Below are 16,732 nucleotides of genomic sequence, written 5' to 3'. Positions count from 1 at the left end.
CCGGGGGCGGTCAGCGCGGTCAGGGCGCGACCGCGAGGACCAGGCGGGTCGGCTGGCCGGGGTCGGCGGAGCGGGCGGTACTTCCGCGGGTTCCGTCCAGGATCCAGCCCGACCCCGCCAGGGCCTTGCCCACCGACCGCACCTCGTCGGCGTCGGCTAGAAAGGCCCGTAGCTCCAGGGGCCCGGCCTGCTCGACGCGCAGGTCGGGCCGGTGCAGCCAGTTGCGCAGCCGCGCAGCGGCGCGCTCGAGGTCAGCCGGCACCGGCGCACCGGCGGCCTCCGCCGCAACCCCGTTCGCGATCCCGGACGCGTACGGCACCAACCGGTCCTCCCACAGCGCGTCCACAGCGGCCCGCAGCTGCGGCAGCGCACCGGAGTTGTCCAGCAGGACGTCAGCGGCGGCGACCCGCTGCTCGTCGGTCGCCTGCGCCGCGATCCGGGCCCGGGCGTCCTCGATCGGCATCCCGCGCAGCTCCGTCAACCGCCGCAGCCGGATCTCCTCCGTCGCCATCACGACGACGACCAGGTGAAAGCTCGCCCCCGAGCCGCCCTCGACGATGAGCGGGATGTCGTGGACCACGATCCCGTCCGGCGGCGCGGCGGCCGCGCGCTCCGCGGTGAGCGCGCCGATCAGCGGGTGGGTGATGCCGTTGAGCCGCGCCCGCGCCGCGTCGTCGGCGAAGACGATCTTCCCGAGCTTGGGCCGGTCCAGCGACCCGTCCGCAGCCAGCACGTCCGCACCGAACGCCTCGACGATCGCGGCCAGCCCCGGCGTGCCCGGCTCGACGACCTCCCGCGCGAGCCGGTCGGCGTCGATCACCACCGCACCCAACTCGGCCAGCCGCGCGGCGACCGCGCTCTTGCCCGCCCCGATCCCCCCGGTCAACCCGATCCGCAGCATGCGCCCATCCTGCCCGAAACGAGAAGGGCCCTCCCGACTCTCGTCGGAAGGGCCCTTCGTCCGTTCTGAACTACTTAGCTGCGGCCACCGGCCAACTTCTCACGCAGCGCGGCCAGCGCCTCGTCGGTCGCGAGCGTTCCCGTCGCGGCCGAGTCGTCGCCACGGCTCGTGCTGGTGGAGCTGGTGCTGCTGCTGGCGGCACCAGCGGCGGCACCCGAGTCGGACGAGTACGAGGTCTCCTCGGCAGCGTTCGCCTCGGCCGCGCGGGCCTCGGTGATCTGCTTCTGGTGGGCCTCGAAGCGGGTCTGCGCCTCGGAGTACTGGCGCTCCCACTCCTCACGCTGCTTCTCGTAGCCCTCGAGCCAGTCGTTCGTCTCGGGGTCGAAGCCGTCCGGGTAGACGTAGTTGCCGGCCTCGTCGTACGTGGCCGCCATGCCGTACTGAGTCGGGTCGAACGAGTCGGGGTCGACGACGCCCTCGTTCGCCTGCTTCAGCGACAGCGAGATCCGGCGACGCTCGAGGTCGATGTCGATGACCTTGACCATGATCTCGTCGCCGACGTTGACGACCTGCTCCGGGATCTCCACGTGACGCTCGGCCAGCTCGGAGATGTGGACCAGACCCTCTATGCCCTCGTCCACGCGGACGAACGCACCGAACGGCACCAGCTTGGTGACCCGGCCGGGGACGACCTGGCCGATCTGGTGCGTACGGGCGAACTGACGCCACGGGTCTTCCTGCGTCGCCTTCAGCGACAGCGAGACGCGCTCGCGGTCCAGGTCGACGTCGAGAACCTCGACCTCGACCTCCTGGCCCACCTCGACGACCTCGGACGGGTGGTCGATGTGCTTCCAGGAGAGCTCGGAAACGTGGACCAGACCGTCGACGCCGCCCAGGTCGACGAAGGCACCGAAGTTGACGATCGACGAAACGACGCCCTTGCGGACCTGGCCCTTCTGCAGCTTGTTGAGGAACTCGCTGCGGACCTCGGACTGGGTCTGCTCCAGCCACTGGCGGCGGGAGAGGACCACGTTGTTGCGGTTCTTGTCGAGCTCGATGATCTTGGCTTCGAGCTCGCGACCGACGTACGGCTGGAGGTCGCGGACGCGACGCATCTCCACCAGCGAGGCGGGGAGGAAGCCGCGGAGGCCGATGTCGAGGATGAGACCACCCTTGACGACCTCGATGACGGTGCCGGTGACGACTCCGTCCTCGTCCTTGATCTTCTCGATCGTTCCCCAGGCCCGCTCGTACTGAGCGCGCTTCTTGGAGAGGATCAGGCGGCCTTCCTTGTCCTCCTTCTGGAGGACGAGGGCCTCGACGTGGTCACCCACGGAGACGACCTCGGCCGGATCGACGTCGTGCTTGATCGACAACTCGCGCGAGGGAATGACGCCCTCGGTCTTGTAGCCGATGTCGAGCAGAACCTCGTCGCGGTCGACCTTGACGATCGTGCCCTCGACGATGTCGCCGTCGTTGAAGTACTTGATGGTCTCGTCGATCGCGGCGAGGAAGGCCTCTTCCGAACCGATGTCGTTGACCGCTACCTGCGGGGTGGTCGGCTGGGCCTCGGTGCTGCTCGTCATGTGGGCGGTTGCTCCGGATTGGGACAATGGGTCGTGCCGTGCGTCAAGGGCCCGCCGCGGACGCGGGTCGAAACACTCCAGTCACACCCCGATACCAACGGGCGCGACTCGGGCGCACTCAGACCCGATCACGCATACGGCTGCGAGCCTGCTCCCTACTGAGGCACGGTCAGCCCATAACGCGTTCTCAAGCCTACCGTGCAGGCGGGCTTAAGGTCCAACGCGAGGTGCTGTGCACCTTCGCCTGCCGAACAACCTGCGATCCGGCGACGCTATTCCGCCTCCCGTAACCGGAATTCCGGTTATCAGGTGGCTGTCCAACCGACGCGGTGCGTCGATCACACTGGACGGGTGCAGAACACAACGGAGACGGACGACGGCACCGAGAAGTTCACCGCCGTCCAGACGCTCGGCACCACCGGCATCACGCACCGCCAGGTGGGCCCGGCCGAGAGCCGGTCGGCGAGCCGGCTCTGGTGGGACGCGGACGCCGACGACTACCAGGCCTCCCACGGCGACTTCCTCGGCGACGTGCGCTTCCGCTGGTGCCCCGAGGGCCTCGTCGAGGAGGACGCCGGCCTGCTCGGTCCGGTCGCCGGCCGGGACGTGCTCGAGGTCGGCTGCGGCGCGGCGTCGTGTTCGCGCTGGCTGGTGACGCACGGTGCGCGGCCGGTGGCGCTGGACCTGTCGGCCGGGATGCTGCGTCACGCGCAGGAGGCCAACGACCGGTCCGGGGTCCCCGTACCCCTCGTGCTCGCTGACGCCGGAGAGCTCCCGTTCCCCGACGCCAGCTTCGACATCGCCTGCTCGGCGTTCGGCGCGGTGCCGTTCGTCGCCGACTCGGCCGTCGTCATGCGTGAGGTGCACCGGGTGCTGCGGCCGGGCGGGCGATGGGTGTTCGCCACCACGCATCCGCTGCGGTGGGCGTTCCCGGACGACCCGGGCCCGGAGGGGTTGACCGTCTACCACTCGTACTTCGACCGCACGCCGTACGCCGAATTCGACGACGACGGGCGCATCACCTATGTCGAGCACCACCGGACGCTCGGCGACCGCGTCCGCGAGCTGGTCGGCGCCGGGTTCGAGCTGACCGACCTGATCGAGCCGGAGTGGCCGGAAGGGCACCAGGAGGTGTGGGGGCAGTGGAGCCCGCTGCGCGGCGCATTGGTGCCCGGAACCGCCATTTACGTCTGTTCCCGGCGATAAAAACGAAATAGTGCCGCCCCGTGGGGGCGGCACTATTCGAACGTCCCGGTACGTATCCGTACCTAAGCGTTACGACCTCACCGGCGTCCGCGAGTCGGAGTGCTTCGTGGAGCGAAACGACGACTGCGAATTTCCGCCACGGCGCAACGCCAGGAAGAGGCCGACGACGATCAGGATCACGCCGAGAACACCGACCACGATCGGCGCGACCGTGCTCACCAGGGTGATCTGCGAGATCGAATCCTTGGCGAGGCTGACGGCTTCGCTCACCGTCTGGTCGTCGAACGTCAGCGTCGCCGCGAACAGCGTCACCTTGTCCGCGCCGGACGCGTCGCGCAGCGTCTGCGACTGGTTCTCCTGGCCCTTGAGGATGACGCCGGTCTTCGGCTCCACCCAGACCGTGCGGGTGTTGGTGTAGTACCGGTCGGCGGTGACCGCCGGCTCGGCGCTGCCCACCAGCTCGCCCGGCACCTCGAGATCACCGATCTTGACGGCCGGGACCTGCATCTCGTACTTGTACGCCTCGAGGCCGTTGATGTCCTCGCTGCTCACGTACTTGGCCTCGTACGTCTTCTTGGCCGTGGTGTCGAAGTAGTCGTAGGACTTCTTCTCCGCGCCGAACGGCCACTTGTAGATCAGGCCCTCGTGGTCGGTGGGCTCGTCGTCCACCGCCGCGTCGAAGCCCTTCTGGGCCTCCGCGGTACGCCGGTGCAGCCCCACCCGGTCGCTCGAGTACGTGATCTGCTTGTCGTCCCGCGCGTCCTGGAGAACGAGGAACTCGTCCAGCACGACGACGTCGTCGGTACTCTTCTCCGGATCTGCTCGGACCGTACGGGTCGCTTCGACCGGCACGTTCTGCTGCACCTGCAGAGAAGCGACGTCGAATACGGTTGCGTTGTCGGACGTGGCCACGCTGACCGTGTACTGGTCGAGCGGTGTTTTCACCAGATTCCCGGCCACGTAGGTGGGCAGCAGAATCGCTGCGACCACCAAGAAGCTTCCGAGTGCCAAAACCACGGCACCCACGGTGCGACGCATGAGGTTCCTCCCAGGAGACCTGCACTTCAACGCTGTTTCCCCGAGCGATCCCGCAGAGGTTACCAGTGAGTAAACTCCCCGTGGGCGCATTCGCATGGTTACCTCGAAGCAGTTTTCCGGCGTTATCTCCGCAGCTCCAGGAGGGTGTCGAAGACATGACCACGTACCTGCCGACGGCTCCGGCGCGCAAGCGCCCGGGGTCAGGGGCCGGCGGGAAACGCGGGTTACGGCCCTGGACGCTCGTCGTCGCGACGGTCGCCGCCGTGCAGGGCGTGGTGATCGGCGCGCTGGCGCTGTCCGGCTATTTCTATCTCGACGATCTCGACATGAGTTCCGAGGCCGCGAAACACCCGTTCGGCTGGGACTACGTCACGCTCGCCCTGAACGACCACCTGACGCCGGGCCTGCGCACGTTCTACTGGTTGAGCGCGCACCTCGCCCCGTACGACAACGCGTCGACGGTGCTGGTCCGGGTGCTGTTCCAGGCCGTCGCCACCGCGTTGATGGGCTACCTGCTGGCGCAGCTGCTCGGCCCCGGAAAGGCCGCGCTGCTCGGGCTCGGGCTCTACGCGTTCTCGCCGCTGCTGGTTCCGTCGCTGCTCTCCCTGTCCAGCGGCGTCAACCTGCTACCCACCCACGTCGGCATCCTGCTGTTGCTGGTGATGCACGTGCGGTACGAGGCGACGCGGGAACTGCGCTACGCGGTCTTCGGCGCGCTGGGCGTCCTCCTGGCTCTGTTGTTCTGGGAAAAAGCCGTGCTCAGTGTCGCGCTCGCTCCGCTGCTGACGCTGCTGTACCTGAGCAGCGGCGGCGGAAAGGCCCGGTTCCGCGCGGTCTGGCAGTCGTGGCGTGCCTGGGTGGTCTACGCCGTGCCGGTCGTCGCGTTCTTCGCGTACTTCGTCCTCGGCGACTACCCGAAGGCCGGTTCCTCGCCGAAGATCGGCGACGTCTGGAACGTCTTCTGGGACGCGTGGATGCACTCGCTCGCGCCGTCGCTGTTCGGCGGGCCGTGGCACTGGTACTCCGCCGACATCATCTATTACAGCGCGGCGCACCCCGGCCCGATCACGACCGTCGCCGGACAGCTCACCGTGATCGTGCTCAGCGCCGTGGCCGTGCGCCGGAACGGCTGGCGCACGTTGCGCGCCTGGCTGCTGCCGTTCACCGTGCTGCTCGGCACCTCGGGACTGCTGGCGGCCGGCCGGTTCGAGTACGTCGGCGTGATCCTGGCGCGGAACTTCCACTACCTGTCCGAGCTGACGATTCCGCTGGTGCTGGCCGTCGTCCTGCTACTCGTGGTGCCGGATCCGGCGGCGGTCGCGGAACGAGGTCGCACGGGTCTCTTCTCGGACGACGAGGGACCTCCGACGAAGACCGTCAGCCTCGGCCTCGTCGCCGTGCTCCTCGTGTACGCGGTCAGCTACGGCGTCACGGTCCACGGGTTCGAGAGCCGCTGGGTGCAGAACCCGATCCGCGACTACCTCACCACCGGAATCCACGATCTGCGGACGAACGCCGCGGATCGTCAGATCGCGATCTACGACAACACGGCACCCCCGGCCGTCGCGACGCTGTTACAGGTCAATCGCCGGGTCTCCGAAATCTTCCGGCCGATCGAACAGGGTTTACCGACCGCTGTCCGATGGGACGATGCATCACGACCGCTGTACATGTTCGACCAGGGAGGTCACCTGCTCCGGGCCCGGTTCGTGGAGGAGGCCACCAGTGCCGATCAGCCAGGCGTGTTCTGCGCCCATCCGTTACGCGGGGTCGGGTCGGTGACCGTGACGTTGAGCAAACGCATCACTCGTCCGGATTCGTTCGTGCGGCTGGACTATTTGTCGCAGTTACCCAGCGGGGTGTCGATCGAGCTTGCCGACGGCGCTCGCACGTTCGCACCGCGTCGGTTCGCCACGCCGACGCTGACCGCGGGCACGTACTCCTCGTTGCTGCTCGGCACGCCGGGCAAGGCCTTCGACCGGGTCGTGATCCGCAGCACCGACCCCGATGCGTCGATCTGCCTGGCGGCGAAAGCCGGCCACCCGGAGCCGGCCTCATGACCGCGCCGACGGTGAAGGCCGGTGGGCATCTCGACGTCCTGGACGGCGTCCGGGCCATCGCCGCGTTCGCGGTCGTCGGCACGCACGTGGGGTTCCAGACCGGCCGGGCGGTCGAGGGCTTCTGGGCGCCGTTCCTGGCCCGGCTCGACTTCGGCGTGACGCTGTTCTTCCTGCTGTCGGGCTTCCTGCTGTACCGGCCGTTCGTGGAGTCCGCGCTCGATCTGCGTCCGCGGCCGGAGAGCAAGGCGTTCCTGTGGCGGCGGTTCGCCCGGATCTTCCCGGCGTACTGGGCGCTGCTCGTGCTCACGATGCTGATCCGGCCGTGGGAGCACGACGTCGGGTTCACGGTGCAGAAGACGACGTGGACCGACTGGATCGAGTACGCGACGCTCACGCACATCTACTTCGGTGACAACCCGCACCAGGCGCTCACGCACATCTGGAGCCTCACCGTCGAGATGTCCTTCTATCTGGCGTTGCCGTTGATCGCGGCGGTGTCGCTGAAGGGCCGGCGGCCGCGCCGGATCATGCGGCGCCAGACCGTCGCGCTCGCGGTGCTGTTCGCCATCGGCCCGCTGTGGGGGCTGGTCGTCCACCAGATTCCGACGTTGCGTGACCAGCTCGCGCTGCAGTGGCTGCCCGCCTACCTGGACTGGTTCGCGCTCGGCATGATCCTGGCGTGTCTGCCGTCCGCGGCCTCGGTCGACGCGTGGCCGCGGCTGCGGAAGCTCGCGGAGGATCTGGCTACCGCGCCCGGTACCTGTTGGATCATCGCCGGCATCCTGTTCTCGCTGTCGATGACGCCGGTCGCGGGGCCGTACACGCTGGAGGCGGCGACGACGTCGCAGTGGCTGGCCAAGCACCTCCTGTACGGTGCCACCGCGTTCTTCATGCTCTTACCGCTGGTGTCGCCGGCGCCGGGAACCCATCCGCTGCGGAGGGTGCTCACCGACAAACGCGTGCGGTGGCTCGGGGAGATCAGCTACGGCGTGTTCCTGTTCCACCTCGTGTTGATGTTCACGCTGGTGGACGCGTTGAACCTGGAGCTGTTCCGAGGCGGGTTCAGCACGCTGTTCCCCCTCACGGTGCTGGCCGCGGTGGTCGTGGCGGCGATCAGTTACCGGGTGCTGGAGCGGCCGGCGCAGGCCTACGTCCGGCGCCGCACCCGCCGCGGCGCCGCCGACATCCAGGCCGTGCAGCCCACCCCGGCGGCCCCCGCCGCCCCCGCCGCCGCACCGGCCGAGCCGGTGGAGCCGGTCGTGCGCTGGGATTACGACCAGCCGGTCCAGCTCGGCCCGTGGGTGCCCGAGCAGCCCGCGTCCGAGAAGACCACCGAACCCATCCCCCGCCTCCCCCCGCCGGCCCAACGCGGCCCGTCCGACTAGCCCGGCGGCCGCCGGGCTAGCTGTCCTCCTCGGTCAGCTCCGGGGCGTCCTCGGCCGACGTCGGGTGAACTGCGACAACCGCCACGACGACGACAGCCGCCAGGCACAACGCCTGCACCGGCCAGGTGTCGGCCCACGGCTCGTGCTCCCCGGCGAACGGCCGGCACGCGCTGGCGATCCCGGCGGCCACCAGCGCGGCGCCCCCGACCAACGGCAGCCACCGCACGAGCGAATTCCCCCAGCGCAGCTTCCGCACGACCACCCACAGGACGATCGTGCCGATCAGCCCCGGCACCCCACCGATCACCGCGGGCAGCAGCAACGGCAGCCGCCGGGTGAGCGGCGTACGTCCCGCCCCGACCGGCGCCAACGCCTCGGGGGACCCAGCCTCCGCGGTGGCCGGCGTCGTCCGACCGAGCGGGCGCCCCCAGCGGGCGAGCGCGATCAGCGCGATCACCGCCAGCAGCCCGACCAGCAATCCACCCCAGTAGATCCACTTCGGCCGGTAGCTCAGCTCGACGGTGCCACCGTCACCGGCAGGAACGATCCACGCCTGCTCCCACCCGTCGACCCGGATCGGCACCAGGTCCTCCCCGGCGAGCGACGCCACCCAGCCCTCGTTGAAGTTCTCCGGCACGACCAGCACACTCGGCCGGTTGGACGGCCCGAGGTCGACGCTCCGCGAGGTCGACCCCCAGTCGCGGACGTCGGCCGTGCGCTGCGCCGAGCGGATCCCGGTGGCACCGAGCGGCGCCATCATCACCGACACCGGGCGCAGGTTGTCGGTACCGACCAGCTGCAGCCGGTGCTCCCCCTCGCTCAGCTCGAGGTCGGCTCCCGGCCGATCGCCCTCCACGCACGGCTCGATCTTGACCGGCCGCTCCTCCAGCAGGTCGCCGACGGTCAGCGGCCGCTGCGTCGCCGCACCCTCGAGCTGCCCCTGCTCGTTGACGACACTGGCGGCCCGCGTGCTGGTCGCGGGACCGACGACCTTCGTCTGGACGGTGCGTCCGTCGATCCGCAGCGTCGGTCCCTTGCCACAGGGCAGGTCGACGACGGTGTCGGCGGGAACCGGCTCCACCGTGTCCTCGGCCCCGACGAGCCGGAGCTCGGCGATACCCGGCGGCAGCAGCTCCTGGAAACCGTTGGCGGCGTTCGTCGTCGCGACCGGTGCCGTCTCGATCACCGTGACGTCGAACGCACGACCGGTCAGCGGCTTGGCGAACCGCACCGATCCGGTGACGCCGTTCGGCACGACCGTGCCGAACTGGGTCTGTCCGTTGTCACTGGTCACCTGGATCGTCCGCGGCGGCGCGGCGGTCGCGGTGCCGTCCAGCCGCAGCGTCAGCCCGGTGATCCTGCGTCGCTCCGGAAGCGTGACGGTGAGCTTGGGCGCCTGGACACCGGGAGCTGCGATCCAGACCGTGTCCGGGTCGTCGTCGAACACGGCTTGAGGCCGGGTCCTCGGATCGTTGTAGCCGGTGTCGTCGCTGGTCGCGATCGCCGCGTCGTCCTTTTCGGGTGCGAGCAGCGCGTCCAGTGCGTCGCCGGACGTCGGCAGCCCGGCGATCGTGACCGCGTACGAGGCCTTCGCCGGGAGCGTGAACGTCCGGTCGATGCCGGTCGGCTCCTCCGCCGGGGTGGACAGCCCCGGCAGGCAGACCGGCCGCCCGTCGTACGTGAGACAGTCCCCGTGCCCGCTGGTCGCCGCGCGGAACACGACGATCGCCGGGTTCGTGCCGGTCACCTTCGGGGTGACGAGCGTCCGGGTCGGCCGGACGCCCGGCACCGTGATCTCGGAGATCGCGAAGCCACCGGCCTTGGCAGCGTCCCCGTCCACGTCCCGCACGGTCAGCCGAAGCGTCCGCGTCTGCCCCGCCGGCACGCTGATCTCCTGCGGATCGCCGTTCGGCCGGACGTCCACCGACCGTGTTCCCCGGTCGGTGGTGACCTCGAGTCGGGTGGGCAACGGCCCCAGCTTCAAGCCCGCGTCGAACTGCACTTTTATCGACGTCAGATCGACGTCGGTATCGAAGTGCAGTTCGAGCCACTGACCAAGGGCACCCGGCGAACCGGTCGCCCAGCTGCTGCGCGGGTCGCCGTCGACGGCGAACCAGGGCGCGTGGGCGGCGTCGTGGGACACCGCCGCGTCGACGTCGGACCCGGACGACGAGGCCCGGAACCCCGAGACGCCGGTGTAGCGGGCGACGGTGAGCAGCGACGGGTCGTCGCTGTTGAGGTAATCGTGCGCAGAACGGGGGGCGAGAAAGGGCTCGTCCTTGGTCATCGTCGCCGAGACGTTGTGTCTGACCTCGCCGAAGTTGACCTCGCGCCGCCGGAGCGTGTCGGTGACGACCGGCGTGCCCACCCCGGGGCCGAGCAGCCGGTCGTCGCCGGCGAGCACCGACGGCCGACCGACCTGCAGACCCTGTTCGGCGAGCGAGAGCGTCGCCTCCGGACCACCGGCCATCCGCAGGACGTTCTCCAGCGGCACGCTGCGGACCGTCGCCGGGACGCCGGTGACCTTGTAGATCTCGACCGCGCGGTACGCGGCCACCTTCGGGTCGTAGAGCTTGCGGTCGACGAGGTCACCGGCCACCGTCAGCTCCGGCCCGAACGTCTTCACCCGCTCCAGCCCCGGTGATCCGTCGAGCGCCTCGTGCACGAGCTCCGGCCGGGTGGCGCGCCCGCGGCGCCAGTCCAGATCGTTGCGCACGACGACGTACCCGATGCCCGCGCCGGCGAGCGCGGTGGCCAGCCCCGCGGACGGTTGCCCGTCGGCGAGCAGCTGGTCGAACGCGTCGAGCAGGCGGATGTTGCCCGCGGAGCTCAGCGGCACGCCGTCACGCACCAGCCAGCCGCTCTTCGCCAGCGGCTGCAGGACGTCGTCGTTGGTGCGGCCCCAGTAGTACAGACCGAACGGCGCACCGGGGACGACCAGCCCGCGGCTCTCCCCCGCGTTGTCGGCGAGCCAGTCCGCGGTGTCGGCCCAGTACGTCGGGTACTCGGTGGGCCGGGACCGGTTGACCAGGTCGCCGCTGAACGCGGGGACGGCGCTGACCAGCAGCATTGCCGCGACGGCGATCCGGACCAGCGCCGCCACCGGCAGGTCCCGCAGCTGGATGCCGCGCAGCGGCCGGATCGCGGCCAGCAGGTGCGCGAGGCCGATGGAGAGCATCAGCCGGATCACCGGGTCGAACTTGTGGATGTTGCGGAACGGGCTGAGCGGGCCGTCCAGCAGGTCCTGGGCGGAACCGGCCCACGGCGGCGTCAGCGGACCGGTGTGGCCGAACGTGATCAGCGCGAGGCCGATGACCAGGCCCCCGCCGAGGAACAGCCGGTGCGGATTGCTGCGCTGCACGGCGCCGACCAGCCCGACGGCCGCCACCAGCACCGTGGCGATGATCGCAGCCGGCGCGGTGAGCAGCACCCAGCCGGCGGTCCATTCCGGGCCGTCCGGTCCCGCGATGCGCGCCACCCATTGCGTCGTTCCACGCCAAGCCTCGATCAGGCTGGTGGCCGACGTCGTGAACGAGCTCGACTCGATCCAATCCAAGAATGGTGGGCTGTAGCGGCCGAGCACGAGCAGCGGCACCACCCACCAGAGCGACGCCAGCCCGATCGCGAGCACCCACCAGCGGATCAGCTGGTTCTTGCGCTTGCCTTTTTCGCGGGTCAGCAGCCACCAGGCCGGTAACGGCAGGATCGCGAGCGCGGCGGCCGCGTTCACCCCGCCGGCGAATAGGAACGCGACGCCGGAGGCCGCGGCCGCCCGGCGCGGCGATCCGCGGCGGGCGCCGAGCACCAGCGGCGTGAGCACCCACGGCGCGACAGCGAACGGGATCACCTCCGCCGAGATGCCGCCCAGCTCGGTGAGCATCCGCGGCGCCAGCGCGTAGGTGAGCGCGGCGATCACGCGGACCGTGGGTGTCCCGATGCGCATCGCGTTGAGCAGGCGGTACGTGCCGCCCCACGCGCCGACCAGCAGCGCGGCGAACCAGAGCCGCTGCACCATCCAGGCGTCGATGTGGAGCACGTCGCCGAGCGCGAAGAACGACCCCATGGGGAACAGGTAGCCGTACGCCTGGTTCTGCAGCTGACCGGCGTAGCCGGTCGGATCCCACAGCCCGATCGCCCGACCGAGGAACGCGAGCGGGTCGACGACGAGGTCGAGCTTCGTGTCGGCGGCGATCTCGCCGGGCTTCTGGAGAAAAGCAAGAACAACAAGAGCTAGGGCGACGCCGATCAGCCGCACGCGGCGGACGGTCGGCGATGTCGTCGTGGTGCGCCCCGGCCCCGGGCGATCCACGGAATGCTCGTCGGACGTGTCGTCAGGACCGGTGACCGCGGTGGCGGTCACCGAACCCTCAGCACGAGAACGAGGTTCCACGTCACGAGCTCCCGGACTCCCGGCACGCGGACCACCCACTTGGCGCCGTTGGGGTGGTAGCGCGGAACGACGTCGAGGACGTCGAACTTACGCGCTTTCCGGCCCCGGTTGGCCCACCGGATCATCTCGCCCGCGGTAATTCGGAAGAGGCTCTCACCGAAGACGTTCTTGGGCTGATGACCCTGTTTTCGGGCGTAACGCCTCGCGGCGTAGTTGCCACCCAGGTAATGCCACGGGGAGGTCTCGTGGCCGCCGTGGGGGCCCCACCAGAGCATGTAGGACAGGAACACCGTCCCGCCCGGCTTGGTGACCCGCACCATCTCGTCGGCCATCAATTCGGGACGATCGACGTGCTCGAGCACATTGGACGAGTAACAGACGTCGACGGCCCCGTCGCGGATGGGCAGCGCCATGCCGCTGCCGAGCACAGTGCCCGGTCCCGGCTCGGTGCGCGCCGCGAGTTCTCCCAGGTCGGCGTCGATTCCCACGTAGCTCGCCCCGGCCTTGCGGAACGCGTCCGCGAAGTACCCGGGCCCACCGCCGACGTCCAACACCGTCTTCCCGGCCAGGTCCGTGTAGCCGGCGACCTGCCGCGCCGAGTCGGCCGCGAGCATCCCGTAGAAGAGGTCGGGGTCGGTCTGCTCCACCCGGAACGCGCGGAACAGCGCGATCGAGCGGCGGAGCGTTCCGGGCGGCGGCACGACCAGACGGCGCCCGTCGGCGGCGATGCCGGTCGAGCTCCCTGAAACGTCGATCAACGCGATTCGTCCCTCCGGACGGGCCAAGTGTCGTACGGTGTCGCGGCAAGGTTACTGATTGGTAGGGAGATGCGTGGTGGAAACCGCCGCTCTACCCGCCGTACTCATCTTGAACTGGCGGGATTTACGTAATCCCGAGGGCGGTGGCTCCGAGTTGTACGCGGAGCAGGTCGCCGCGGCGCTGGCCCGAAGGGGCCATCCGGTCACGATCGTGTGCGCGGCCCACGCGCACGGGGCGCCCGAGGAGACCACGACCGACGGCGTGCGCATCGTGCGCCGCGGCGGCCGTCACACGGTGTACGCCCGTGCTGCCTGGGAGTACGTGCGCGGTCGGCTGGGGCGTCCCGGCGTCGTGATCGACGTCCAGAACGGACTGCCGTTCCTGTCGCGGCTCTACGCGCGCACGCCGGTGGTCCTGCTCGTCCACCACGTGCACCGCGAGCAGTGGCGGGTCGTGCTGGGGCCGGTCGCCGCCCGCTTCGGCTGGTGGGTCGAGTCCTGGCTGTCCCCCCGCGTCCACCGGGGCTGCCGGTACGTGGCGGTGTCGGAGTCGACGCGCGACGAGCTGACCGGACTCGGCGTCGACGCCGAGCGGATCACGATTATCCACAACGGCACGCCACCGCCGGTTGTTGCTGCGCGGGCCCGGTCCGCCGCACCGACACTGCTGGTGCTCGGGCGGCTGGTTCCGCACAAGCGGGTCGAGGTGGCGTTACGGGTGGTGCAGCGCCTGGCGGAGACACACCCGGACATCCAGCTGGTGGTCGCCGGGCAGGGCTGGTGGCTCGACCCGCTGCGCGAGGAGGCTTCGCGGCTCGGCGTCAGCGACCGGGTGCGGTTCGCCGGCTTCGTCGACGAGGACGAGAAGCAGCGGTTGCTCGCTTCGGCGTGGGCCATGCTCGTGCCGTCACTGAAGGAAGGGTGGGGGCTGTCGGTCATCGAGGCCGCCGCCCACGGCACGCCCGCTGTGGCATTCCGCACCGCCGGTGGTGTCGCGGAGTCGGTCGTCGACGGGGAGACCGGTTTGCTGGCCGACGACGAGGAGGAGTTCCTCCGGCACTGCGCCCACCTGATCGCGGACGACGCGTTACGCAGCGCGATGGGCGAAGCGGCGCGAGCCCATGCGGGCCGTTTCACCTGGGACGAGACCGGCAAGCGATTTGCGGCCCTGGTGGACGACGTCACGGGCTGAAACCGGCTGCTCCGTACCGCGCGGTCGAAGTGGGACCGCGCGGTACCAGAGCCTGTCCATTTCGATTACGCGGCGTTGTCCAGTGGACACATCAAGCATTTCGGGTGCCGCCAGGAATGACTAATCAAATTCGTTCGTCATCGGTCGCGCAACGTTGTCATGTGACGCGCAAAAACGCGGCACGACTATTCTGCGCGGCGCGGTAAACCGGCAAATGGGTGTTCACCGACAGAGGGCGCCCCGAGGTGCGACCCGGACAGGGGCGCGACAGACGGAGGCCGGTGTGGCCGCAGTTGTTCCGACTGCGGCCACACCGGCCTCTGACTACTGATCCGCTGGTCAGCCGCCGCCCCCGAACGGCAGCGGGACCTCGGTGAACTCAGCGGTGCCCGTACTGAACCAGCGGCTTGCTCACCGCCGGGGTGTTCTCAGGCGACTGCTTGGTGACGCTCACGATCCCGACAGTGGTCGCCACCGCCAGTACGACGCCGATGACGGCGGCGACGATGATCGAGAGAAACGAGCTCATGGGGGCTCCCTCCATACGAAGCGGGGATGACGTTACCAAGCAGTAGCTTGGTAAGGGAAGTCTTGAAGTGAATACCCTTGTGCGATATCGGAAAACTGATCTGCGGTGTTACTCAGATCGTTCGACGCGCAGTCGCGACCGGGTGAGCGCCCATGATGCCAAGGCGCCGAGCAGAATGCCAACGGGAACGGCGTATCCGAACACAACCGTTACCACCCGTACCGTTTCAGGTCCTCTCGGCGGGGCCCCGGCTGAGCCGGCGCGGTAGAGGGCGAGGCTCCGGCCCTTCCAGAACTCGTGGTAGCCCGCGAGGGCGGTGGCCGGCACGGGTCCGGGGGTGTCGCGCTCGACCAGGATCCAGCGGATGCCGACGCTGCTGAGCGACCGTCCGTCGGCCAGGGCTTCGCGCACAGCAAGTGCGCGAGGGCTTTCGCCGCTCACCGTGGTGCCGGAGACGACCAGGGCGTCCTCGGTGACGACGTCCACCGGGAAGTAGCGCGGAGCCGGGTCGAGCGCGGTGCGGTTGTCGTTCCAGTCGAAGGCGCGGAAGGTCTCGAAGGGGAGCACGGCGAGTTCGCCGTGCGGGTCGGCGGCGATCTTCTCCGCCACCCACTCCCAGTCGTCGGGGTAGAGCACGGACGTGAGGCGGCCGGCGCCGCCCCAGGCGAGGTCCGGGAGTGCGACGATCGGGAACACCAGAGCCGCGACTGCGGCGGCCGTGGCGGCGGTTCGGGCGCCGCGGGTTCGGAGCGCGTCGGTGATGCGCTCGACGCCGAGCGCGAAGGTGAGCGCGAGCAGGAGGGCGAACGGCGCCACGAACTTCTGCCCGTCGCGCAGCAGCCCGCCCCCTGGCACATGAGCCACCACCTCCCCCAGCACCCAGTCACCCCCCGGCACGGTCCCGGTGATGGCCACCACCAGCGCCCCGCCCGCGACCGCGACCAGCGCCCCGAACCCCCCGACCCCTGCGGCCCGCCCAGCGCGATCCGCCGCCACGCCACCCTCCGACGCGCCACCCTCCGACGCGCCACCCTCCGACGCGCCACCCTCCGACGCGCCACCCTCCGACGCGCCACCCTCCGTTGCGCCACCCTCCGACGCGGCCACCGGCGGAGGCGCGGCGGCTTCCGACGCGACCGGCGGCGAAAGCGCGGCAGCCTCCGACGCGACCGGCGGCGAAAGCGCGGCAGCCTCCGACGCGACCGGCGGCGAAAGCGCGGCAGCCTCCGACGCGGCCGGCCGCGCCTCCGCGGCCGGCGGCGGAGGCGCGGCCGGCGGCGGAGGCGCGGCCGGCGGCGGAGGCGCGGCCGGCGGCGGAGGCGCGGCGGCGGGGTGGGCTCGGAGGAAGGGGCGGAGGCCTAGGGATGCGATGGCGAGGACGAGGAGGGTGAAGAGGGGGGCGGTGGCTAGGGTGCGGCTGGTGGGGACCACCTCGGCGTTCCAGATTCCGCCGAGGCCGAGGACGGCGCCGAGCGTGCCGGACCAGTTCTCGGCGCGGGCGGCGAACGCTCCGACCCCGTCCGGGTCGGAGACCGCACTCACCCGCGCCACGGCTCCCGCGGCCACCCACGGCGCGTTCAACGCAACCACCGCCAGCACCACCACGATGCGCGGCCACAGCTTCACACCCACCGCCCGCTCCGACCCGCGCACGGCGGACGACGGCCCGGCCGACGGTGGCCCGGCG

At 70.2% G+C, this 16,732-nt stretch carries 11 protein-coding genes; 5 read left to right on the top strand and 6 right to left on the bottom strand.

The features are described 5' to 3' along the window. Positions 1 to 19: 19 nt before the first annotated feature. Both coaE and rpsA read right to left on the bottom strand, forming a co-directional pair. On the bottom strand, positions 20 to 901 hold the full coding sequence (gene coaE / locus ACGFY5_RS18275; protein WP_392721197.1) for a dephospho-CoA kinase: 882 nt from the start codon (positions 899 to 901) through the stop codon (positions 20 to 22). 74 nt (positions 902 to 975) lie between these two features. Next, complete coding sequence (gene rpsA, locus ACGFY5_RS18270) at positions 976 to 2,487, bottom strand: 30S ribosomal protein S1 (protein ID WP_392721194.1); 1,512 nt, start codon at positions 2,485 to 2,487, stop codon at positions 976 to 978. Between the two features lie 351 nt (positions 2,488 to 2,838). Here rpsA and ACGFY5_RS18265 point away from each other — a divergent pair, with 351 nt between their 5' ends. Continuing rightward, positions 2,839 to 3,693 (top strand): class I SAM-dependent methyltransferase, encoded by an 855-nt coding sequence (locus ACGFY5_RS18265; RefSeq protein WP_392721193.1) that lies wholly within the window; start codon positions 2,839 to 2,841, stop codon positions 3,691 to 3,693. Positions 3,694 to 3,762: 69 nt separating this feature from the next. On the opposite strand, the gene ACGFY5_RS18260 is transcribed toward ACGFY5_RS18265, so the two are convergent. Beyond that, entirely contained in the window at positions 3,763 to 4,710 is a 948-nt protein-coding gene (locus tag ACGFY5_RS18260) for a DUF3068 domain-containing protein (protein WP_392721192.1), read from the bottom strand. A 176-nt stretch (positions 4,711 to 4,886) separates the two neighbouring features. Here ACGFY5_RS18260 and ACGFY5_RS18255 point away from each other — a divergent pair, with 176 nt between their 5' ends. Beyond that, on the top strand, positions 4,887 to 6,791 hold the full coding sequence (locus ACGFY5_RS18255; RefSeq protein ID WP_392721191.1) for a hypothetical protein: 1,905 nt from the start codon (positions 4,887 to 4,889) through the stop codon (positions 6,789 to 6,791). Continuing rightward, on the top strand, positions 6,788 to 8,176 hold the full coding sequence (locus ACGFY5_RS18250; RefSeq protein WP_392721190.1) for an acyltransferase family protein: 1,389 nt from the start codon (positions 6,788 to 6,790) through the stop codon (positions 8,174 to 8,176). The genes ACGFY5_RS18255 and ACGFY5_RS18250 overlap by 4 nt, the downstream gene beginning before the upstream one ends. 16 nt (positions 8,177 to 8,192) lie before the next feature. On the opposite strand, the gene ACGFY5_RS18245 is transcribed toward ACGFY5_RS18250, so the two are convergent. Next, positions 8,193 to 12,536, bottom strand: a complete 4,344-nt coding sequence (locus tag ACGFY5_RS18245; RefSeq protein ID WP_392721188.1) for an alpha-(1->3)-arabinofuranosyltransferase — start codon at positions 12,534 to 12,536, stop codon at positions 8,193 to 8,195. Continuing rightward, positions 12,533 to 13,237: a class I SAM-dependent methyltransferase gene (locus ACGFY5_RS18240; RefSeq protein ID WP_392722517.1), complete on the bottom strand. Its 705-nt coding sequence runs from the start codon at positions 13,235 to 13,237 to the stop codon at positions 12,533 to 12,535. Before ACGFY5_RS18240 ends, ACGFY5_RS18245 begins: the two co-directional genes overlap by 4 nt. 160 nt (positions 13,238 to 13,397) lie before the next feature. Here ACGFY5_RS18240 and ACGFY5_RS18235 point away from each other — a divergent pair, with 160 nt between their 5' ends. Continuing rightward, entirely contained in the window at positions 13,398 to 14,516 is a 1,119-nt protein-coding gene (locus ACGFY5_RS18235) for a glycosyltransferase family 4 protein (protein WP_392721185.1), read from the top strand. A gap of 379 nt (positions 14,517 to 14,895) precedes the next feature. Here ACGFY5_RS18235 and ACGFY5_RS18230 read toward each other — a convergent pair whose 3' ends face one another. Beyond that, positions 14,896 to 15,045: a DUF2613 family protein gene (locus ACGFY5_RS18230; protein WP_392721184.1), complete on the bottom strand. Its 150-nt coding sequence runs from the start codon at positions 15,043 to 15,045 to the stop codon at positions 14,896 to 14,898. Between the two features lie 855 nt (positions 15,046 to 15,900). Between ACGFY5_RS18230 and ACGFY5_RS18225 the strand changes: the two genes are divergently transcribed. Next, on the top strand, positions 15,901 to 16,407 hold the full coding sequence (locus ACGFY5_RS18225; RefSeq protein WP_392722515.1) for a pentapeptide repeat-containing protein: 507 nt from the start codon (positions 15,901 to 15,903) through the stop codon (positions 16,405 to 16,407). Positions 16,408 to 16,732 lie beyond the last annotated feature (325 nt).

The sequence above is a fragment of the Cryptosporangium sp. NPDC048952 genome, from assembly GCF_043197895.1.
In the GTDB taxonomy this organism is placed as follows: Bacteria; Actinomycetota; Actinomycetes; order Mycobacteriales; family Cryptosporangiaceae; genus Cryptosporangium.
The sequence above is the reverse complement of the archived record's forward strand: the minus strand, read 5'-3'. Positions and strand labels throughout refer to the sequence as shown.

Bases quoted from the DNA above. Each gene is read 5' to 3' on its own strand.
- ACGFY5_RS18225 (WP_392722515.1), top strand. From the start codon at position 15,901: ATGAGCCACCACCTCCCCCAGCACCCAGTCACCCCCCGGCACGGTCCC.
- coaE (WP_392721197.1), bottom strand. From the start codon at position 901: ATGCTGCGGATCGGGTTGACCGGGGGGATCGGGGCGGGCAAGAGCGCG.
- ACGFY5_RS18250 (WP_392721190.1), top strand. From the start codon at position 6,788: ATGACCGCGCCGACGGTGAAGGCCGGTGGGCATCTCGACGTCCTGGAC.
- ACGFY5_RS18230 (WP_392721184.1), bottom strand. From the start codon at position 15,045: ATGAGCTCGTTTCTCTCGATCATCGTCGCCGCCGTCATCGGCGTCGTA.
- ACGFY5_RS18255 (WP_392721191.1), top strand. From the start codon at position 4,887: ATGACCACGTACCTGCCGACGGCTCCGGCGCGCAAGCGCCCGGGGTCA.
- rpsA (WP_392721194.1), bottom strand. From the start codon at position 2,487: ATGACGAGCAGCACCGAGGCCCAGCCGACCACCCCGCAGGTAGCGGTC.